The organism is Neobacillus cucumis (assembly GCF_023715505.1).
This window is the reverse complement of the sequence record NZ_JAMBOH010000001.1, coordinates 157,825-179,327: the sequence shown is the minus strand read 5'-3', so window position 1 is coordinate 179,327 and position 21,503 is coordinate 157,825. Positions and strand designations below refer to the sequence as shown.

Genomic DNA, 21,503 nt, shown 5'->3' with positions numbered 1-21,503 from the left:
CTGAACCACCGATCCAGCGAAACGGTGGTTCCTCTAGATTTGCGATGGTGATTAGAGCCTTTGAAGCAATTGTTACTTCAAATTCTCGGTAAAGAATGCTTCCAACTTGTCGAATGGGATCAAATCTGTCTTGTCGTACAAATCAACGTGTCCTGCATTTGGAACGATGTATAGCTCTTTTGGTTCTGCCGCCAATTCGTAAGCATCTTCACTAAAGTATCGTGAGTGAGCCTGCTCGCCCATGATGAACAAAATTGGTCGCGGTGAAATCGATTTAATGTACGTAAGCACAGGAAAGTTCATAAATGACAAGCTGCTTGTCACGGTAAATTGAGTAATTGAGTTTGGGTGGTACCCACGAGGTGTAGAATAGAACTCGCCAAATTCACGACCGATAGGGTCTGTATTATCATCAAATCCAATAGGTGCTCCTCGATCGGTTAGAGCCGGCGGGTTGCCCTCAAACTCCGCGTAGCGTTGCTCGGCAAGGGCATCGAGTATGGCGTTGCGATCTTCTTCAGTTAACGAGTCCTTAAAGCCGTTGGCTTGCGCACGGGATATATCGTACATACTGACAGTGGCAACAGCCTTGATGCGTCTATCAACCTGCGCTGCACTGATTGCAAAACCACCACTACCACACATACCAAGGGTACCAATTTGATTCCTATCTACAAATGGACGCGTACCTACATAATCAACAGCTGCACTGAAATCTTCTACGAATAGATCAGGCGAAGAAAGGTGCCGTGGCTCTCCACCACTGTATCCGTTGTACGATGGGTCAAATGTAAGAGCCACAAAACCACGCTCTGCCAAGTTTTGAGCATAAATACCCGAACCCTGCTCCTTAACACCGCCATAGGGTGCACCAATAATAACGGCTGCGTGTTTCTTTGACTCATCAAAGTCTTTTGGCAAGTAGAGATCTGCCGCAATTTTGATTCCAAACCTGTTAGTGTATGATACTGATTTCCTTGTTACCTTATCGCTTAACTCAAATATATAGTTTGACATATTAAATAACATCCTTTCATGTTAAATATAGAATACAACTGATGCTTTCTCGACATCTGTAAATAATTTATAATACAATTATAAACAAAACAAGACATAGAAATCGTTAATTTAATCTGTTTTGTTGTTTAGACAACAAATCAATAAAAATTGTCGATTATCTCAAAAAAGGTATGGTGTTGAAACGATGGCAAAAGTGGATAGAAGAATTGTTAGAACTCAAGATGCAATAAAAAAAGCATTTCTTGAATTAATGTCAGAAAAAAATTTCGATAGTATTACCATTCAGGATATTTCTGACAGGGCAAATATTAACCGTGCAACTGTTTATCTTCATTACTTGGATAAATTTGATCTGTTGGATAAGATCATAGAAGAACATATCAATAACATGGTTAACCTTTGTGAGTCGGAAGCTGAAATGGATTGGATTGAATCGACTATACACTGCATGGAATATCTTAAAAGTAATTATTTATTTTTTTCGACGATGTTGGTGAGTGAAGGAGCAAGATATTTTCGCAGCCGGTTTGTTCAACATAATATAGAAGAGTTTAAAAAAGACGTGGATATAACAAAAGGCAAAAATTTTGGTCAAAGCGAAGATGTAGTTGTCGAATTTGTTGCTAATGCTTACGTAGGTGTAGTGGAATGGTGGCTAAAAAATGGCATGCCTTATCCACCGCAGGAAATGGCAGAAAAAGTGGGGGATTTATTAGAGAGGATTATATAGATTTATTGCATAAAAAATCTCTCTTATTTATTAAGGAAGAAGGATAATGTGTCCTTCCTCTTTAAAAATGTTGTATGTGAAAGAATGCACTTAAACGGGTGCTTTCCTTAAGATTTGGCTGCTAAAAAACTGCAGCCTATTTTATTCGACTAAACGGGTGAGTTTAGTTGAGTAAGGAATCCGGATAACTATAATAAAGTCAATGAATAAAAAAGCCACTTATTCTTTATAAAGGGTTCCGTTTTGAAGTGCTTCTTGACTTAGAGTAAACTCTAAGTATTACTCTTGCTTTGTGTCGTAAATTAAAAGAGAAAGAAGAAATAGACATATCAGATTTAATGGAGGCGGTTATATTGACATATTCTATTGGAGAATTTTCTAAAATCGTTGGGGTGAGTGAACATACATTGAGGTATTACGAAAAAGAAGGGTTAATAAAAGTAAACAGAGACGAGAATAATGTCAGAGTTTACTCGGATAAAGACAAATTATGGGTTGAAACTTTGCTCCACCTAAAAAAATCGGGGATGTCACTAAAAGACATGAAACAATTTATCATGTGGGGGTATATGGGGGATGAAACAATGGAAGAAAGGTTAGCACTACTTAAAAATCATCGCAAAAAAGTAGTGGAAGAAATCGAGAAGATTCGTCAAAGCTTAGAGTTTCTTGATACTAAAATAAATTTTTATGAAAATGAATTAGGAAACTGTTTCTCTTGAAATTAAGCAGCCAGTTGTTTTTTCAATTGCGTCTGACAGCTTTCTAAATTTTTTTCAAAAAAAACTTGCTTTAGAGTGCACTCTAAGGAGTAACCTATTCTTGTTCCAATCAAATACGAAGGTTAATAAACCTTTGAAAAATAAAGTAGACAATTAGGAGGAAAAAATTATGACTAACAATAAAGTTTGGTTTATTACTGGTGCCGGACGTGGCATGGGTGTTGATATTGCAAAGGCTGCTCTTGCGGCAGGTCATCAGGTCGTCGCTACAGGTCGTAATACCGATAAAGTAGCCAAAGCCCTCGGTGATGATGAAAATCTCCTGATCGTAAAGCTGGATGTAACTAATCCTTCGGATGCCGAAGCTGCCGTCAAGTTGGCGGTTAATCGATTTGGACGTATTGATGTATTGGTTAATAATGCAGGTAACTTTTATGGGGGATTCTTCGAGGAACTAACCACACAACAGATGGAACACCAAATCAGTACCAACCTATACGGTCCTATGAACGTCACCCGTGCTGTGTTGCCTTTGATGCGTAAGGTTCGGTCTGGGCACATTATTTCAATTTCTTCTCTTGCAGGCTTGGTCGGAGGTGCGGGTGGTTCCGCTTATTCTGCTTCGAAGTTTGGTCTTGAGGGTTGGATGGAGTCGTTACGTGATGAAGTCGCTCCATACGGTATCAAAACAACCATCGTTGAACCAGGTTTCTTCCGTACCGAACTTTTAGAGCCAGAATCAACATTCTGGGGTGACCTGTCTATCGATGACTACGCTGAGGGTAATGCACAAATCAAGGCTTTCTTTAAAGAAAAAAATAGAAAACAGGAAGGCGATCCTGTCAAACTTGCAAAGGCTCTGATTACCATTGTAAGTCAGGAAAAACCACCATTCCGCTTGATTGCTGGTGCGGATGCGATTGCTGGTGCGGAACAAAAAGTTGCCGAGCTCCAGCAGCAGATCAACGCTCATCGTGAGTTATCAACTTCTCTTGCGTATGAGGATGCATAATCACGAGGTATCGAGTTGGTAATCGTGTAACAACAACAAGTCAACCGTCTTGGTTGACTTGTATTACTTATGTAATTCAAGAGTGTGTTAAGTTCCAGCTCTTTTGTTGCAACTGTCCCAATTTTTTATTGATTTTGGGACAGTTTTTTTGCGCAAATAAAAAATTGTGAGGAATTGTACTAAACTATAGGGTGCTTGTGAGGAAGATCCGGCAGCAATTTTGGCGGCTATTCTTATTGAAGTAACGAAGCAGGATAGCTTAAGTGCATTTTTTCACAAATTTACTGGAAAATGTGGATTGGTATAAAAAAGCCCTGTATAACAGGGTAATTTTTAGCTCTAATTATTTTAACTTGTATATTCCTCATCTGCTACTGGCTTCAACCATTGAGTAGGACCTTTTAAGGTCCCTTTTTTTCTTAGTTCAATTAATATATATGCCAATAGAAGCATTAAATCTTTTGCTTGACTTCTTTCTCTTGAAGCTCATACATAGCCACTTTGTAACTTATTACCTCTAAGTGTTTTAGATTTTCATTAATTTTATTCTGGACCTCTAATTTATGCTGCATCATCATTTCTTTTCTTTGCAAAAATGTTTCATCGCCTAATTCATAAAGCTCAACATATTCCTTTATTTTGGAAATAGGCATACCTGTCAGTCTAAGAGAGCGAATGAATTTAATCCACTCGATATTTTGATCACTATATACCCTACGACCCTTGGCATCGCGGGAAATATCTTTTAGGATTCCTTCATTTTCATAAAATCTAAGTGTATTTGCAGATACATTTAAGTTTTCAACTACATTTTTCATTGAATAAGACATCTACCTCGTCCCCCCTATAATGATTTTAGTTATAGTTACTATAACTAAAATCATAACAAATATACCAAGAATTATTCAACAATCCTTATCTGAATGGGTTTTATAGATAGAAAAAGTTAGCATTTGACTTGTTGTAACAACAATAATCTACAATAAAGTAGAAATTATAACAACAAAGGAGATTTAATATGACTCAAAATAATATATGGTTTGTAACAGGAGCTTCTAAAGGATTGGGACTAGCACTGGTAAAAAAACTGCTAGATCAAAACTATAAAGTAGCTGCAACCTCCAGAAATATCGAAGATTTAAAAAAAGAAATAGGACAACATGATGGCTTTTTGCCTTTGCAATTAAACTTGCTAGATGAACAAGACGTAAAAAAAGCCATTGCTAGAACAATTGAACATTTCGGCGGTCTTGACGTAGTGGTGAATAACGCTGGTTATGGTCAAGTTGGACCTTTTGAAGAGATTTCTGACGATCAAGCTCGTAAAAATTTCGATGTCAATGTATTTGGAACTTTCAATGTCATTCGTAATGTATTACCTCAGTTAAGAAAACAGAGATCAGGACATATCTTTAATATTTCATCAATAGGTGGTTTTTGGGGCTATCCTGTAAGTAGTATCTATGCGGCTACTAAATTTGCAGTTGATGGTTTTAGTGAATCGATCGCGCATGAGTTAAAAATATTTGGTATTCATGTAACTTCTGTCCTACCTGGAGGTTTCCGCACGAATTTCCTTTCCCCAGGTTCGTTGGAATGGGCAGATCAAAACCCAATCCATGATTATGATCAAATAAGAAAAGGACAGGAAGAAGGTTTACGTAAAAATGATAAAAATCAAGGAGGAGACCCAGAGAAAGGGGCGGAGGTATTTATTCAGTTAAGTAAAGAAACCAACCCTCCATTGCACCTTTTCCTTGGAGCTGATGCATATAAAACTGCAAACAATAAAATTGAAAGTTTACAAACAGAAATGGAAATTTGGAAAAACCTTGCTACTTCAACCGGTTTTGATGATTAATATATTTTTGGAAAATTGAACAGGCTTACAACATGACTGAACAAATATTACTGAAAGAAGGTTTTAATATGAATACTAAATATAACAAATTATTCGAACCCTTCACATTCAGAAGTGGAATTACTATTAAGAATAGAGTAGTTATGGCACCTATGACAACTTATTCTAGCAACGATGATACTACCATTTCGGACGAAGAAGTAAATTATTATAGAAGCAGGGTAAATGGAGTTGGACTTGTCATTACTGGTTGTACACATGTTACACCAAATGGACAAGGGTTTACTGATGAATTTGCCGGATATGACGATAAATTTATACCTAGCTTACAGAAATTAGCTGATGCTGCGAAAAGTGGAGGATCCCCTGCGGTATTGCAAATTTTTCATGCAGGTAATAAAGCACTACCGGAACTAATTCCAGATGGTGATGTTGTCAGTGCTAGTGCATTAAAAACTGAACCTACTCCATTTACTCAGGGAAAGGTAGCCAGAGCGTTATCACACGAAGAAATTTTAGAATTGATTCATGCTTTTGGCGAAACAACCAGACGGGCGATTGAAGCTGGATTTGATGGTGTGGAAATCCATGGTGCGCATGGATTCTTAATACAAAATTTCTTTTCTCCATTCTTCAATCAGCGTACTGACCAATGGGGAGGAACCCTTGAAAATCGCTTGTGTTTTCCTCTCGCAGTGGTTCAAGAAGTTAAGAAAGTAATTGAGAAGCATGCTACCAAACCGTTTATTCTTGGATATAGAATTTCTCCTGAAGAATCTTCACTAGAGAATGGATTGCGAATAGAGGACACATACGAATTAATTGATCGCCTGATTGAACAGGATTTAGATTATATTCATGCTTCGTTAGATAATGTGTTCTCAAAGTCAAAAGTCAGCCAACAAGATAAAACACGGCTTGAGTTGATTCTCGAACGTGCAAACGGCAGAGTTCCTGTGATGGCTGCTGGTTCAGTTAGAAAACCAGATGATGCGGTAAAAGCTTTAGAATTAGGACTATCTCTAATTGCCATTGGTCAGGCATTAGTCATGAACCCAAATTGGGTTGAGTTGGTTGAAAAAGGTCACGAGGATGCAATTGAAACCGAATTGAAACCTTCAAAGCTAAGTGAACTTAACGTTCCGGAAAAGCTTTGGAATACTATTAAAGCAACACCGGGTTGGTTCCAAATTGCTGAGGAAAGCACTGAAGTTAAAGCCTAAAAATATAAATCTTTTTGAAGTTCAAATAAAGCGGCAGAACCTAACTGGCGCTTTATTTGTTTGCTTGGTTCAAGTAAAGGGGGGCTAAGAACTGTATGCAACCTTCTTCTTCTCACAAAATCTTAATCAGGGACGGGTATAGATGTTTTATTCAATGAAACATATAGTGGAGAATTTTAATGTGTCTGGAAACACACTTAGATTTTATGAAAATGAAGGAATCTTAAAAGATATTGCGCGCGATGACAATGGTCGTAGAATATATAACGACGAAAATATTGAGTGGATTAAATTAATTCGCTCCCTCAGATTAACAGGAATGCCCATTTCAAAAATAAAAGAATATGTAGAACTCTATGAAATAGGAGATAAGACATTCTTTGAAAGAAAAGAAATAATGAAGCAACATAAATTAGAGGTGCAGAATAAAATCAATGAAAATCTTAAACATTTAGAAGTAATAAGTTATAAAGTAGCTATGTATGAACTTCAAGAAAAAGGAATCACGGAAAAAATTTAATAGGTGGCAGTTGATAAAAAAGAGAGCTCTTTTTACTTATAGTAACTACAACCTAAATCTTGTATATATGTCAATACCTTCAGAAAAACCTATTATTTATGCGGTATTTCATAGGATAGCTTTAAGATTTGACTTGCTGTAACAAGAATAAACTACAATAATAAATTGTACCAACAATAATAAAGTTTTTAAGAGAGTATAGGAGGGTAAATATTTATGAGTAAAGTATGGTTTATTACGGGTGCTACCCGTGGAATGGGTGTTGAAATTGCTAAAGCAGCGCTTGCCGCACGCAACAAGGTTGTAGCAACTGGTCGGAAGGCGGAGGATGTTACAAAGTCACTTGGAACTTCGGACAACCTATTCGTAACAGCGCTTGACATAACACGAGAGGATCAGGTTAAGGATGCTGTTCAAGATGCAATAGAACACTTTGGGCGTATCGATGTACTGGTTAACAATGCTGGATATGGACATCTTGGTGTTTTTGAGGAGTCATCAATGGAGGAGATCCGCGCTCAATACAATACAAACGTATTCGGTACAATGGCAGTTACTCAAGCGGTCATACCTGGTATGCGTAAGCAGCGCAGCGGGCGTATCATTAACATCTCATCAGTTGCAGGACTTAAAGGGGTCTTTGGAGGATCAATCTACAATTCCAGCAAGTTTGCGGTTGAGGGTTTCACGCAGGCAATCGCTGAGGAACTTGCACTATTCGGAGTCTATGTCACAGCGGTATCACCTGGTTTCTTCCGGACAGACTTTCTAGATTCAAGCTCCGTAAAATATTCTAACGATAGCATTAGTGATTACTCGGATGCATTGGAAACGTTCCGTAAATTCCACGATGATCGTAACCATACCCAAGCAGGTGACCCAGTGAAGCTTGCTGAAGTAATCCTTCACCTAGCGAAGGTAGAAAATCCACCAGTATCCTTTATTGCAGGTTCGGATGGAATTGAGTGGGCAGAAAGTGTAATTAAGTCTAAACAGGAAGAAATCGATGCCTGGAGAAATCTTTCGGTTAGCACCGACGGCAATTGGTAATTACGTTTAAAGAAAATAATTGATTAAATGTAGGTATTAAAGATATATCCTTTAAATCTGCAGGGAGTGGCAAAAAACGGACGTTAATCCTAAATGGGTTAACGTCTTTTATATATTTTAGAGATTGTGAAATATTGTACTAAACAAACGGACAGTTATCTTCAATAACAGAGGATCGTTTTTCTTCTTCAAGTAACGGTCAGGTTAGTGGAAAAGGGATTTAAAACAGAATCATACTTAAATTTCAGTTTGCAAAAATTTGAGTTCGGACTGGAAAGGCTTTTTGTAAGCTCTCAGAACTATCGATAACATTAAGGATTGTTTGGCGGCAAAAAGGAAAGAGGCAAACATCTTTCTTCGCAACTTTATGGGGATATATGGATATACAAAAAGGTGCGCTCTTACTGAGTGCACCTATTGTTTTATGAATTGTATATTTCTCTGTTTAGATTCACAATATCTTTATGTGAATATCCGGGCTGATAACTCTCTATCGCCTTATCCCGTAGTAATGGTGCTTTTTCTTTATTTGCCTTTTTCAATGCTTTCGTTAGTTCATCTTTTGTTAGCTCTGTGCAGTAAGCAGGAGTTCCTGGCTGTTGTTTCCAAGAATCACTTAAAGAACCACTATCTACTGTGTCGAAGCCTAGCTCGTTTACTAGGTCCAAGATTACTTGTTTTTGTGATAGGTCATTACCAGCAATGGCAATAGCAATGCGTCCACTAGTACCTTCGGGAGTTCCTCCATTTTCTAAAGTATGGGCTAATAAATTGTTGAAAGCTTTAATGATAGGTCTACCTAATTGATTAGAAACCCAAACACTTTCAACCATCCCGTTCTCGATTTCTTCAATTTTGCCGTCTCTAAATGGATAATAATTTGAAGTATCTACAATGATTACTTCCTCCCCGACTTGATTGATAATGTCCCGAATGCTTGGCATTGCTTTTATTGGGAGAGATATTATAAGAACTTCAATATTTTTAATTACATCCTCTACACGCACAGGTGTTCCAGCAAACTCTTTTCCTTCCAAACGTTCAATTCCTCGTGCATCTGCAATTTTGACATCATATCCAATCTTAACTAATTTTTTAGAAATAATTGACCCAATTGGTCCTGCACCTATAATTCCAAATCTCATTATTGTTCCTCCTAAAGAATTTGTATATAAAAGAATTATTCTGCTTAAAGTTACATAATGATATGTTTATCAAACGGTAAACATATATTCATTAGATATTAAAAACGGATTGAGTATTTCTGTTACATATACTAGAATAAATTGATTTCTCATCTTTTTGAAGTAGGCAATAAAAATGGATGTAGTACATTTTTTTGTACTTAACAGTAGAAAGCAGGTGAAAAGGTGTCTAGGATATGTAAGGATGGATTTGACAAAGAGTGTATAAAGGAACAAAGAGAATTTTATGGCATTGCTTATACCCAAAATATCCTCTCCGGACGTTGGAAATATGTAATTCTTTGGTATTTAAAGACCAAAGAGCGTCGCTATAGTGAAATTAAAGCCTTTTTATGGGATATATCACAAGGGTCTCTTACAAAGCAACTTCGAGAATTAGAAAGAGATGGCTTAATAAATCGCAAAGTTTATCCAGAGGTTCCTCCACGAGTAGATTATTCATTAACCTCAAAAGGAAAGGAATTCATTCCTATAATTGATTTGATGGAAGAATTCGGGAAGAAGTTTGGGGAGCAGGTAGACTAACCAAAGCGCTCACATTCATCGTTTACCATTTACCATTTACCATTTACCATTTACCCAAAAATTTAAAAACTAAATGGTGGAGAAAGTAATCGTTCGGGTGAGAAATTGGTTAACAGTAGCTTTTTCCTTTTACAATAAAAGTTTGTGAAGAATTGTATTAACCTAACGGGGTAAGAGTTAAAGATCCGAAGCTGTCATTGTGGCAGCTTTTTTCTACTATGTTAAATCCATAAGTACAAAAAAATGTACTACATCCATTTTTATTGCCCTCTTTAAAAAGATACGAAATGATTTTATAGTAGTATATGTAATAAAAATACTACTATAAAAATTTAATAGGCAAACGAGTGTCACCAATAGAATCCGGACCTTTGACCAAGATGAATTCGGCTCAATTAAATCTGAGTAGGTTTTTTAAATAGTTTGACACCTCATTTTCACAACGATATAGTTAGCGTACTAAATATATTTGACGAGTGGAGGGTTTTCTATGAACGATACGGTTGATTGCGATATTCGTCAGTCATTAGATAAAATTTCATTTCAAATGCGTCGAGACTATAATGAAAGTCTAAGAGAACTTAATCTTTATGTTGGACAAGATAATTTACTCTCTCGTTTGTGGTTAGGCGATGGAATCACACAAATGCAACTATGTGAACATTTAAAATGTGAACCGCCTACTGTGACAAATATGGTTAAATCATTGGAGCAAAACGGATTTATATACCGTAAACGTGATGAACAAGACGCAAGGGTTATGCGAATTTATCTAATGGACAAAGGCAAAGAATTAAAGAAACCGGTTGAGTTCAAATGGAAACAGCAGCAAGAAAAATTACTCCATTCGATCTTACCGGAAGAACGCTTTCTATTAAGGGAACTTATGAAGCGAATGGAGAGAAACTTGTTCTAAGTTTTCTCTATGCTGATACTTAGCATGCTAAATAATTATTTAGCAACCTAAGTATTAAATAGAAAATCAAAAGAAGAGCTGTCTTTGTTGGATAATTACCAACAAATTAGTTAGCAAGCTAAATATTAGTTTATATCTCCCAAGCTGCTGAAATGTGATTGGAAATAAAATCCCTATATGTTCTTTTGGTTATGTTGTGCCTATTTAAGTAGAAGAGAAACATGGAAAAAAGAAAAGGGATCTAAAAAGGAGTGTTAGTAATTGGTCAACAATGAACTTAATGATCTACAGTTATCCATCTTAGATTTTGTACATGTACATCCTGACAGTAATCCTATTCAAAGTTTAAAAAATTCAACGGAGATGGTTCAAGTAGCTGACAGATTAGGTTATAAGAGATACTGGTTCACGGAACATCATAATACTCCTAGCCAAATCAGTACATCTCCCGATTTGTTAAGTCTACACGCAGCTTCACATACCAAAAATATACGTGTAGGTTCAGGAGGGATTATGTTACCCAACCATAGCCCTCTGAAAGTAGCGGAAAACTTTACATTACTTGAAGCACTGTACCCTGGTAGGGTAGACCTTGGAATAGGAAGAGCGTCGGGAACAGATGGATTAACTGCATTAGCCTTACAACGTTCACAAGAGTCACTTTCTGCAAATGACTTTCCAGAACAACTAAACCAGTTACTCTCGTTTTTTTTACGAAATTTCCCATTTCAACACCCTTTCAGAAACATAATAGTTCCAGGGAATGAATCAATAGTACCTGATATATATATGTTAGGTTCTAGTCAGGGCGGTGTACAGTTCGCTATAGATAAAGGACTTGGTTTTGTGTTTGCAGCCCACTTAGCACCAAGATTAGCTATCTCAATGCTTCGTTTATATCGTGAAAATTTCAAGCCATCTATTTATATGAACGAGCCAAAAAGCATGTTAGCTATTGGAGTCATTACAGCAGAAACAGAAGAAGAGGCAAAATATTTGGCAGGACCATTGGAATTAATGTGGGCAAGAATGGCAACAGGTTCGCGGGATCTTTCATTTCCAACACTAGAAGAAGCCAGTAAGTATGTTTATACACCACAGGAAGAGGCAGCGCGACAATATAATAAAGACCGGTTTGTTATTGGAAGTGCAGCCAATGTTGCTGAAAAGTTAAAACGGATGGCAAATGAAGCTTTAGTTAATGAAATCTTGATAGCAGATTTTTATCCTGACCAAGCAAGCCGACTAAAAGGATATCAGTTACTGGCAGAAGAATTTGATCTTAAATCTAAATAGCTAATAAGACTAGAACGAAAAGAAGGTGAAATGAATGAAAGAGAAAAAACAACTTAAAATAGCCGGGACTATAGATGGGGTAGGCTGGAATTACATGGGCTGGCGTCACCCAGATATGCCAGCAAATGCTAGTGAAAGCATTGATTACTATGTACAAAAAGCAAAAAGATTAGAAGAAGGAAAGTTTGATACCATCTTTTTAACTGACGTTAGCCATATTGGACCAGGTATGATTCCTCATTACCTAAGTATGTTTGAAGGTGTAAGTATTCTGTCTGCCTTAAGCATGGTGACTCATTCAATCGGGCTTACTGCCACAATTGCAACTTCTTATGCGGATCCATTCACTGTTGCCCGTCAAATGGCTTCTCTTGATAAAATCAGTAATGGACGAGCAGGATGGAATGCGGTCACTTCTAATCCAGGAGGATTAGCAAATTATAGTCGCACTCATCTTTCTAAAGCAGACTTGTATCCTATGAAAAAAGAGTTTTTAGAGATTGTCGAAGGTCTTTGGGACTCCTATGAGGATGACGCATTTATACGAGATAAAAAAAGCGGCGTATTCTTTGATCCACAAAAAATGCATGCTCAAAATTATAGAGGAAACTATTTTTCTGTGGATGGTCCTTTAAATATTAGCCGTTCCAGACAAGGAAGACCGGTAATTTTCCAAGCCGGCACTTCTTCGGAATTCATGAATATTGCCTCAAAGCATGCCGACGGTGTATTTCTCCCGGCTGATAATTTAGAAGATGCAAAAGCTTTTAGTCAAGAGCTAAAGAGGAGAGTGGAGTTGGAAGGGCGTTCGCTTGATGATTTCCTACTTACAATTTCACATAATCCGATTGTAGGAAGAACAGAAAGAGAAGCTGAAGAAAAATTCCAGGAACTTCAAGCGCTGATGCCGATATACCGTATACCAAAGCCGAAATTTTTTGGTTCGGCAGAAAAAGTAGCAGATCAAATTCAGAACTGGTACGAGGCAGGGGCAATGGATCTATTGCTGATAAGACAGGAGCATCCTTCAGGGTTTGATGACTTTATTGATTTAGTCGTTCCTATCTTACAAGAAAGGGGAATTTTCCGTTTAGAATATGAATCAAACACCTTACGTGGGAATTTAGGTTTACCTTATCCAGAAAATAGATATTCTATTTGAATAAGAAGAGCCAGAAAATTGAAATGAACTAGTTTATTATATTTTGATTAACTCACTAGTAATGTGACACAAAAAATACAGGGAGATATAGAAATGAAAAAATACAATACGCGTGCCATCTTGGCATCGTTGCTTATCTGCGGTTTTGTTGGCATGTTTAGCGAGACCGCTCTAAACATAGCAATGACTAATTTAATGGAAGTATTTCAAATTACAGCATCAACAGCACAGTGGTTAACAACCGGGTTCTTGCTGACTCTTGGCATTTTAATGCCAATGAGCGGGTTGTTGCTGCAAATGTTTACGACGAGGCAGATGTTCATAGGTTCACTAATTAGCTTAATCGTAGGTACATTGATTGCGGCACTCGGTTTCAATTTTGAAATGTTGATGTTCGCTAGAGTTTTACAGGCAATAGGCATGGGATTGTTGCTTCCTCTCATGTTCAATACCATTCTTGTCATATATCCGCCGGAAAAGCGGGGGGCGGCGATGGGCTTCGTTGGACTTGTTATCATGTTTGCGCCAGCAACCGGACCGACCATAGGCGGTCTATTAATAGAGTATTTAACATGGCATTTTATTTTCTGGTTATCGCTGCCACTTTTGATTATTGGGTTGTTTATAGGGTTGAAGTATTTGGAAAATGTCACTGATGTCACAAAGCCTGGGGTAGATCTACTATCTGTCGCATTGTCAACGATCGGCTTTGGAGGAGTTGTCTTTGGCTTCAGTAAGGCAGGCGAAGGATCTGAAGGCTGGAGCAGTGCAGTCGTGGTTACTTCAATCGTCGTTGGGCTCATCGCGCTGGTGCTGTTCATACTGCGGCAGAACGTCATGAGCGATCCGATGATGAATCTGAGCGTTTTCAATTATCCAATGTACGTCGTTGGGCTGCTTATGGTAATGTCGTGTATGTTGATCATTATGTCGAGCATGATTATCCTGCCGATGTTTCTGCAGACGGGTACAGGACTGTCTGTGTTCACTACCGGACTCATGCTTTTGCCGGGCAGCGCGCTGAACGGTATCCTCTCCCCGCGTATGGGGCGCTTGTTCGATAGATATGGACCGAAATGGCTTGTCATTCCCGGTCTCGTGATCGTTTCAGTCGTGTTATGGTTCTTTACTACCCTATCTCCTGCTTCTACAGTGGGCTTTATCGTGGCTTTGCATATTGGGCTCATGGTTGGGGTAGGCATGATATGGATGCCTGCTCAAACGAACGGTTTAAATCAATTGCCGCCGGAGTTATACCCGCACGGCACGGCAGTCATGAACACACTGCAGCAGGTCGTGGGGGCAATTGGAACAGCGGTGGCAATCAGTATCCTTACTGGTGGTATGGAGAAATACTTGCACGGCTCCTCAGATCCGACCAAGCTGACCGAAATAGCAAACGCGATGACAGCAGGATCACAAAGCGTGTTCTGGTTCACGATGACTATAGCATTAATTGGCTTGGTCATGGCACTCTTCATCCGCCGCGTCGTAGTCAATCACAAGGTGATGAATTCACCACATTGATGTTTTGTCAGCTGTATTCTTTTTAAGGGGGCTTTGGTTTAATTAGTTTAAAAAGGTAGGTCACTTTGAAAATACCCAAAAGGCAAGCAATCGTTCTGAACACTTTTTTCATTATCCAATATTTTTAACGTGTGGTCGTTCCTAGATGAATAAAACTCCTGTTATTTTAAACGGGTGCAGAGTGAAACAAAGCAACGCAATCGCGTTGCTTTGTTTATTGTTCTTGCCTTGAAGGTAAACTAAAACGCATTAAGGAGTGAAGTAGAATATGCCTTTGTTCTTCTTGGAGCTATCTAGGCAAAGTTAACCAAATATTGTATGTGAAGGATTACACTTAAACTAAAGGGTGCGTTAGTTGAAGAAGAATTGTGAAGAGGAAAAAGCCCAACTCAATTGAGAAGGGCTGAATACATTATTACATATGAATGTGTCCTCTTTTGTCCTCCGGTTTGTCCTCCGATGTTTTATATTGCATTTAAAACCTTTAAGTCGAATTTTTTATGAATGTTGATTTAGAGCCTTTTTTTATACACTATTTCTTTCTATTATATATGAAAATGAATGGGCGGCATGATGTAATAATTTCCGGTCTCAAATAGGTTCCCTTTGTCAAATATGAATAAAGAGGATGAGGTTTGTATAAACCTTAGTGACTTGTACCATCTTAGCAGAATTTTATTAGTTTTTCCTTATTGATATTCGGGGGGACAATTGGGGACACTTTGGGGACAAATTTGAGCTAACTGTTTCCAATAACAAAAATTCAATCATATTAAGCCTTATTGAAATCCTTGTTATAACAATACTATCTTAATTAAACTGTTATAACTATAAAGTATATCCATCATTGACAGGGTTGGGGTCACTAGTTCAATTATGATCATTATCCGTTTGGGTGACAAATGGAAGAAGAGGAGGTTCCGTATAAACCTCCTCATTTACTTGTTTAATTCCATTTTTTGTTTTTTTCTTAATTTATTTCTGGTTCACTAAAGCGCTTATTTAAACGTACTTTCATCTCAGATTCAAGAACATCGTGAACTTTTTCTGCCGCCATTTCAAATACCCGTTCAGCTGCTTCTTGTTGAGGATAATATTTCAAGAAATGCCTAAACCATTCAATTGTCGATAAATTTTCTAGTAATGGACCATGGGTAGAAATATAGCTTTTTAAACCCTTATTAACTTTGTCATCAACTGAAGCTCTATCGTAATCATGATAACTCTCAGGATTGTTCAGTTTTTCCCACTTCATCCCCATTTCAAAAAGCGTTAATCCTCTTTTACTCCATCTCCAATAGTAATAATTGCGCTTTGTCTCCGGAGTGCGTCTTTTTTCTGTGGTTGTGTGGTCACCGTAATTATCGTCGCTCATTGATTCAATCATATTTGCAATTTCTAAAGGAAAAGTCTCAGTTACTAGGTGGAAAAAGTCTTTTTGCTCATTTTCATTTGATGGCTTTTCAGTAAAAGTAATTCCCATGTTATTTTCCTCAATCCATTTAAATACATTGTTTTCTATAAAAATATCAACTAAGGGATCAACCCTTATATATTCCCTAGAGGATAAAATTAATGAATAGAGATAATTTATTGTTTTATATGCAACAGCAAGTTGAAGGTCTTTACCACTCTCTAATTGGATTTTCTCTTTTATAAGCCATTTAGTAGTTCGCCATACCCCGTAATGTGCAAAAGTGAAGATTAGTAGGTAATTGTTCAAATTTGGACTTAGCCCGCAAAGTAGACAGGCCCGATTTAGATCATATTCTAACCCACTTCTAACTTGGGGAATGTCGTTCCACTTTAGAAAATATTTTTCTCTTTCATTCCAAAATTCCCTTAATGGCAAATCATCACAAAAATTATATTTGTTATTTAAAAGGAAGCAACATTCTTGTAAACGCCTACTATATTGGTAATTTTGAAGAACTAGTTTATTCGCGTAGTTCATTTAAGACCATTCTCCTTCTAAAAGTATTAATTAAATAGCTCCAGTTTTCTCAGACCACTTAAGAACATCTTACCAAACCTCAATAAACAAAGCACAAATATGGTTTGACCTTTTTTTATCTAGAAGTTAAAGATTTTTTTTATTTTCTATAAAAATTTACCATTCAATCTGAGACCATAAGAGTACAACGGAGGTGATTTTAAATGGAAAGAAAATTATTAACACTCCCTGAAGTTGCAATAATTTTAAATGTCAGTGAAGAACGTGCATATTCACTAGCAAGAAGTGGATTACTCCCAATCGTTAAACTTGGTAGACAAATTCGTGTTAACGAAGGGAAACTGCATGAGTGGATTGACAAAGGTGGTACGGCATTGCAGGGTGGTTGGAAGCATTCAATTAAATAGACATGACTAACCTGAGGTGAGTACATGGATTTCATTCCAGGTGGATATGTAATGTGGGCAAGGAAAATAAGAGGTTCTCCATTATGGAAAAGTTTAAAGGTAACCCATCGAATTGTATTGATTGAACTTCTACTACAAGCACAATACCAAGACGGTGAAGTGGTAAGGAATGGTGAAATTCCTTAAAAGAGGCAAGGTTGCTACTTCCTACCAACAAATTGTAAATGATACGGCTGACATGGATGTAACAGTATAAGTTGGTGAAAATGTTACGTACCGAAATATGGATGCATTGAGATAGGAGGCCATAACAAATTAGATCTGGATAAATAGAAAGGATCCTGTTGAAACAGTAAATATCTAAACAATAAAAAAACCCTTTTGTTAAAGGGCTATAAAAAGCTAACAACTTTCAGCATATTCAAAACCTTTGAGACGAGGTGGAAAAATGAATCTTACTTTAGATTATACCATCACAGAAATAAAATCAAAGATTGATATTTTAACAATTGTTGAGGAATCGTCGCTCCAGTTGCGGAAAAGAGGGAGAAATTTTATAGGGTTATGTCCGTTTCATGGAGAAAAAACGCCATCTTTTTGCGTGAATCCACAGAAAAATATATTCAAATGTTTTGGTTGTGGAATAAGCGGTGACCAAATAAACCTTTACGCACAATTAAATAGCATTAAAAATGGACAGGCTATTTCTCAGTTAGCTCAACGTTTGGGGTTGTCAGGAAAAAAGCTGACCAAAAAACAAATAATAGAGGTCAGTAAACGGCAGGAAGACAGAAATCTTGAAAAACGGTTTGAACAGGAATATAAATGTTTGTTTTATTATCTTTGTAACTTACGAGATTATATGAAAGTCAAATCTACAAATCACAAAGATATACACCAGTTAGTGCAAGATCCTATTTTAATTCGCTATTATCACCAAAGTGCCTACCATGAGTATTTACTGGAAGGGCTAATAACTGGGCTTTTGGCTGAACTTGACTTTAATCAGCGGATTGATTTTTTTGAATCTGCCATTGGAGTTGTTAATAATTGGAAAACGTTACTACAAAAACAAAAGCAAAGCGGCTTCGAGTACGTGGAACTGATAAGTTATTAGAAGAATTTAACTCAACCAAAAAAATGGAGCAGTCCTTTAGTTGTACCGATTTAGGTAATGCCGAGCGTTTGATGTATGAACATGGGAGAAATTTTCGATATCATATCGAGCGAAAAAAATGGCTTTATTGGAACGGAAAGAATTGGGAAGTCGACAACACAAACCATTTAAAAAGAAAAGCAATAGAGGTTGTAAAGGGGCTTCCAAATGTAATTGAGCATATTCAGAATGCAGATGAAAGGGAAATGTTTTTAAAACATATTGTTCGTTCACAATCTGCAGCCAGGATCCAAGCTATGCTCACCTTAGCTGATTCAGTTTCTAATGACATAACCATAAACGAATCCATGTTGGATCATAATGAATATTTGTTGAATGTGGCAAATGGAACAATTGATTTAAAAATGCTAAAAATGCATGGGGTTACTGATGCTCTCCTATACGCTCATAAGCGGGAAGATTTGATTACACAGTATGTTGATATTCCTTTTAACCCAGCTGCAAAATGTCCGACATGGATAGGATTTCTAAATGATATTTTCATGGAGAATCAAGAAATAATTTCTTATGTTCAAAGGGCGATAGGTTATAGCCTTACAGGTAGCAACAAAGAAGAATGCTTGTTCATGTTATACGGTCCGAAGGGGAGAAATGGTAAATCCACTTTAGAAAAAGCTATCCATAAATTGATGGGGGATTATGCAGGGCATACCGATCCATCAACTTTTATGAAAAAAGGAAACACAGCAAGACATACATTAGCAGAATTTTCGGGAGTGAGATTCCTTTCTACATCCGAAGTTGAGAGGGGCGAAGAATTGGCAGTGCAACTGATTAAACAAATAACAGGGCGAGATCCTATTGAAGCTGAACGGAAGTATGAACAACCATTTATCTACACTCCAAAATTCAAAATTTGGATGCTGACAAACAATAAACCTAGTATTTATGAGCGTAGAAAGGCTATATGGGAGAGGATTCATTTAATTGAATTCAATCGTTTTTTTGAAGAACATGAGCGGGATAAAAATTTGGACAAGAAATTAGAATCCGAAATGGAGGGGATATTGGTTTGGGCATTGGAGGGTTGTTTGGAATGGCAAATACAGGGATTAAATAGACCACCTGAGGTTCAGGATGCCGTAAAGCGGTATGAAGAAGAACAGGACATTATCGGTCAATTCATCAGTGAAAATTATGAGGTTGATACTGCCAATGAGGATTATTGGGAAGTACCAGACCGCATGTATCAAAACTATAAATCATGGTGTTCCGAAAGTGGATTTGGTTGTCTTAACAAAAATAATTTTGGTATCGAAATGAAAGAGCGATTCCCTTTTAAGTCAAAAAGGGTTCCGTTTAACGGTAAGATTCAACCTAAAAAAGTGTATGTGGGTATCCGATCAAAATGATTTTTATAGTAGACATGTAGTAAACGTGTAGTAATCCCTATCTAGTAACCTAAAAGCCTTATTTATCTAGGGTGTAGTAGACGTAGTAAGCTCTATTAAAAAAAAGTTTTATATAAACAAATAGATAGATTAAACAATGGTTTTTATAAAAACCCAATTGATTTATTTTGGTTTACTACGCTTACTACATCCATTTATATCAAGTGTTAGGACTTACTACAACAGCTTACTACACATGGTTAAAACAACTACCTTTAGGAGTGATATTAATGACGAAAGTTACAAAAATCGACCAAAAGGAGCAATTTGTTGAGCTAAGATCAAAAGGTGTTTCCTATGATGATATCTCAAAAGAAATCGGGGTTAGCAAGCCTACTCTTATCAAATGGGGCAAAGAGATGCAGATGGATATTAGTAACCGAAAGGCGTTGGAATTAGAGCTCTTACAAGAAAAATATTTTGTTTCAAAGGCCAAAAGGATCGAGTTGTTCGGGGAAGAATTGCTACGTTTGAATGAGGAATTAGTAAAACGGAATTTATCCGAAGTTCCTACCGAAAAATTATTTGATATGAAAATGAAAACAGTCGCCAGTTTAAAGCAAGAAGAAACTGAAATCATTTTAAAAGAAAAATCATCATTGGATAATTCCTTAACGGAATTACTGGAAAACAGTTATACCGAATGGAAAGCGTAATGGATACATGCGAATTCTTTACTAAAAGTTAACCGCTATTTAACCGAAAATGAAGGATTGCAGCCATCATGAAACCATCATATGAGCTACTGGAAGGAGAAAGCAAGCACGCCTTTAAAGGCTTGGTTGTTTAGAAATTTATGGCTTACAAGAAACCTTTAACATGTAGGGAGGAAGCTAGGAAAAAACCATTCTTCTATTAAGAGTTGGTCATCCCATCACAATTGGGTTAATCATGCCAGAGCATTTGATGAAGAAATGGACAGAAAAGCGATGTTGGAGAATGAGCACCTAAGAAAACAAATGATTATAGACCATGCGGAAGTATCCAGTCAGTTGCTTTTTAAAGTATTGAGGCTATTGACACATTAATCCTGAAACATTATCACGTTATTAAATTGTAAAACTACTGGAAATTAAGTATAGCTTTCTGTTAAGTCATGGCTAAAGTACCCATTTATCCGAAATCAACCATAGTGGTGAAATCACCGAATGTTGATGAACGTGTATGTTGAAGCGGATTAACCAATTTGCCGAAATTTAAGAAAAAACGTTTGATCGAGGAAATCTGCTTAAAAACAATTGTACCTGTAGTATATCAATAAGAAGGAGAAGGACTATGCCGCAATATATAATTCAATTGGAAAAATGCACAGTCATCCTTACATCACAAGAAATTAACACACTTTTACAAAAAGATAACGAAATCTTTAAAACGGCTTTAAGACGGGGCAAGTATTTTTTACGAAGCCGGCCCTATCGTGAACGGGAGGAGTAAAACAAGTCCCAGTGTGGACAAAAAGTGTGATACCAAGCACTTTAGAGGATTCTAGAAATTAAATGAAGGAACTTTCTCAAACGTGCTGCTATATGTTCCGAATTGATCAAATAAGAAAAAATTAGTAAGGAACATCAGGAAAAAATGTAATACAGACAAGATTCCAAACAAACACGACCTGCATATTATGCAACGAGGTGATTTCGTCGTGAAACTTAAATGTGGAGAAAGAGGAACATTTAACGCGGAGAAAGCAGCTAGGGGATTAATTGAACTGACTAATAAAATTAAAAAGCAAAATGTTCAAACTAAAAATGATAATGATAAAACAAAGTAACTCGTGTGCCCAAAAGGTATACGAGTTTTTCTTT

Annotated in this window: 23 protein-coding genes; 19 read left to right on the top strand and 4 right to left on the bottom strand. The window is 37.0% G+C overall.

Annotated features, from left to right (window positions below):
• Positions 1–72: 72 nt before the first annotated feature.
• Positions 73–1,017, bottom strand: coding sequence for an alpha/beta hydrolase (locus tag M3226_RS00940; RefSeq protein WP_251561748.1), 945 nt, complete (start codon positions 1,015–1,017; stop codon positions 73–75).
• A 187-nt stretch (positions 1,018–1,204) separates the two neighbouring features.
• On the opposite strand from M3226_RS00940, the gene M3226_RS00935 reads away from it, so the two are divergent.
• The 3 genes from M3226_RS00935 (at position 1,205) to M3226_RS00925 (ending at position 3,484) form a co-directional block, all read left to right on the top strand.
• Positions 1,205–1,750, top strand: a complete 546-nt coding sequence (locus M3226_RS00935) for a TetR-like C-terminal domain-containing protein (RefSeq protein WP_251561746.1) — start codon at positions 1,205–1,207, stop codon at positions 1,748–1,750.
• 353 nt (positions 1,751–2,103) lie between these two features.
• A complete protein-coding gene (locus M3226_RS00930; protein WP_251561744.1) occupies positions 2,104–2,472 on the top strand; it encodes a MerR family transcriptional regulator in 369 nt (122 codons plus the stop codon).
• Between the two features lie 169 nt (positions 2,473–2,641).
• Complete coding sequence (locus M3226_RS00925) at positions 2,642–3,484, top strand: SDR family NAD(P)-dependent oxidoreductase (RefSeq protein ID WP_251561742.1); 843 nt, start codon at positions 2,642–2,644, stop codon at positions 3,482–3,484.
• Between the two features lie 452 nt (positions 3,485–3,936).
• Here the strand turns inward: M3226_RS00925 and M3226_RS00920 are convergent, their stop codons facing one another.
• Entirely contained in the window at positions 3,937–4,314 is a 378-nt protein-coding gene (locus M3226_RS00920; RefSeq protein WP_251561740.1) for a MerR family transcriptional regulator, read from the bottom strand.
• Positions 4,315–4,502: 188 nt separating this feature from the next.
• Between M3226_RS00920 and M3226_RS00915 the strand changes: the two genes are divergently transcribed.
• The 4 genes from M3226_RS00915 (at position 4,503) to M3226_RS00900 (ending at position 8,138) form a co-directional block, all read left to right on the top strand.
• Positions 4,503–5,345 (top strand): SDR family oxidoreductase, encoded by an 843-nt coding sequence (locus M3226_RS00915; RefSeq protein WP_251561738.1) that lies wholly within the window; start codon positions 4,503–4,505, stop codon positions 5,343–5,345.
• Between the two features lie 68 nt (positions 5,346–5,413).
• Positions 5,414–6,568, top strand: coding sequence for an NADH-dependent flavin oxidoreductase (locus tag M3226_RS00910; protein WP_251561737.1), 1,155 nt, complete (start codon positions 5,414–5,416; stop codon positions 6,566–6,568).
• Positions 6,569–6,710: 142 nt separating this feature from the next.
• Complete coding sequence (locus M3226_RS00905) at positions 6,711–7,088, top strand: MerR family transcriptional regulator (protein WP_285857679.1); 378 nt, start codon at positions 6,711–6,713, stop codon at positions 7,086–7,088.
• A 216-nt stretch (positions 7,089–7,304) separates the two neighbouring features.
• Entirely contained in the window at positions 7,305–8,138 is an 834-nt protein-coding gene (locus tag M3226_RS00900; RefSeq protein ID WP_251561733.1) for an oxidoreductase, read from the top strand.
• Between the two features lie 422 nt (positions 8,139–8,560).
• Here M3226_RS00900 and M3226_RS00895 read toward each other — a convergent pair whose 3' ends face one another.
• Complete coding sequence (locus tag M3226_RS00895; protein ID WP_251561731.1) at positions 8,561–9,283, bottom strand: NADPH-dependent F420 reductase; 723 nt, start codon at positions 9,281–9,283, stop codon at positions 8,561–8,563.
• A 225-nt stretch (positions 9,284–9,508) separates the two neighbouring features.
• On the opposite strand from M3226_RS00895, the gene M3226_RS00890 reads away from it, so the two are divergent.
• The 5 genes from M3226_RS00890 (at position 9,509) to M3226_RS00870 (ending at position 14,769) form a co-directional block, all read left to right on the top strand.
• Entirely contained in the window at positions 9,509–9,868 is a 360-nt protein-coding gene (locus M3226_RS00890) for a winged helix-turn-helix transcriptional regulator (protein WP_251561729.1), read from the top strand.
• Positions 9,869–10,358: 490 nt separating this feature from the next.
• Complete coding sequence (locus tag M3226_RS00885; protein WP_251561727.1) at positions 10,359–10,784, top strand: MarR family winged helix-turn-helix transcriptional regulator; 426 nt, start codon at positions 10,359–10,361, stop codon at positions 10,782–10,784.
• Between the two features lie 261 nt (positions 10,785–11,045).
• Positions 11,046–12,080 carry an LLM class flavin-dependent oxidoreductase gene (locus M3226_RS00880; protein WP_251561725.1) on the top strand — a complete coding sequence of 345 codons (1,035 nt, stop codon included), beginning with the start codon at positions 11,046–11,048 and terminating at the stop codon, positions 12,078–12,080.
• A 34-nt stretch (positions 12,081–12,114) separates the two neighbouring features.
• Positions 12,115–13,242, top strand: coding sequence for an NtaA/DmoA family FMN-dependent monooxygenase (locus M3226_RS00875; RefSeq protein ID WP_251561723.1), 1,128 nt, complete (start codon positions 12,115–12,117; stop codon positions 13,240–13,242).
• A gap of 93 nt (positions 13,243–13,335) precedes the next feature.
• Positions 13,336–14,769, top strand: a complete 1,434-nt coding sequence (locus tag M3226_RS00870) for a DHA2 family efflux MFS transporter permease subunit (protein ID WP_251561721.1) — start codon at positions 13,336–13,338, stop codon at positions 14,767–14,769.
• Positions 14,770–15,739: 970 nt separating this feature from the next.
• Here M3226_RS00870 and M3226_RS00865 read toward each other — a convergent pair.
• The gene (locus tag M3226_RS00865) at positions 15,740–16,723 is read right to left on the bottom strand and encodes a hypothetical protein (RefSeq protein ID WP_251561719.1); all 984 of its coding nucleotides are present in this window, start codon (positions 16,721–16,723) and stop codon (positions 15,740–15,742) included.
• A gap of 203 nt (positions 16,724–16,926) precedes the next feature.
• On the opposite strand from M3226_RS00865, the gene M3226_RS00860 reads away from it, so the two are divergent.
• The 7 genes from M3226_RS00860 (at position 16,927) to M3226_RS32145 (ending at position 21,469) form a co-directional block, all read left to right on the top strand.
• The gene (locus M3226_RS00860) at positions 16,927–17,130 is read left to right on the top strand and encodes a helix-turn-helix domain-containing protein (RefSeq protein ID WP_251561718.1); all 204 of its coding nucleotides are present in this window, start codon (positions 16,927–16,929) and stop codon (positions 17,128–17,130) included.
• Positions 17,131–17,181: 51 nt separating this feature from the next.
• Positions 17,182–17,316, top strand: coding sequence for a hypothetical protein (locus tag M3226_RS32150; protein WP_285857678.1), 135 nt, complete (start codon positions 17,182–17,184; stop codon positions 17,314–17,316).
• A gap of 262 nt (positions 17,317–17,578) precedes the next feature.
• Positions 17,579–18,247, top strand: coding sequence for a CHC2 zinc finger domain-containing protein (locus M3226_RS00855; protein WP_251561716.1), 669 nt, complete (start codon positions 17,579–17,581; stop codon positions 18,245–18,247).
• On the top strand, positions 18,181–19,659 hold the full coding sequence (locus tag M3226_RS00850) for a DNA primase family protein (protein WP_251561714.1): 1,479 nt from the start codon (positions 18,181–18,183) through the stop codon (positions 19,657–19,659). The genes M3226_RS00855 and M3226_RS00850 overlap by 67 nt, the downstream gene beginning before the upstream one ends.
• A gap of 269 nt (positions 19,660–19,928) precedes the next feature.
• Positions 19,929–20,354 (top strand): hypothetical protein, encoded by a 426-nt coding sequence (locus M3226_RS00845; RefSeq protein ID WP_251561712.1) that lies wholly within the window; start codon positions 19,929–19,931, stop codon positions 20,352–20,354.
• A gap of 619 nt (positions 20,355–20,973) precedes the next feature.
• Positions 20,974–21,132, top strand: a complete 159-nt coding sequence (locus M3226_RS00840) for a hypothetical protein (protein WP_251561710.1) — start codon at positions 20,974–20,976, stop codon at positions 21,130–21,132.
• 208 nt (positions 21,133–21,340) lie between these two features.
• Complete coding sequence (locus M3226_RS32145) at positions 21,341–21,469, top strand: hypothetical protein (protein WP_285857677.1); 129 nt, start codon at positions 21,341–21,343, stop codon at positions 21,467–21,469.
• Positions 21,470–21,503: the final 34 nt, after the last annotated feature.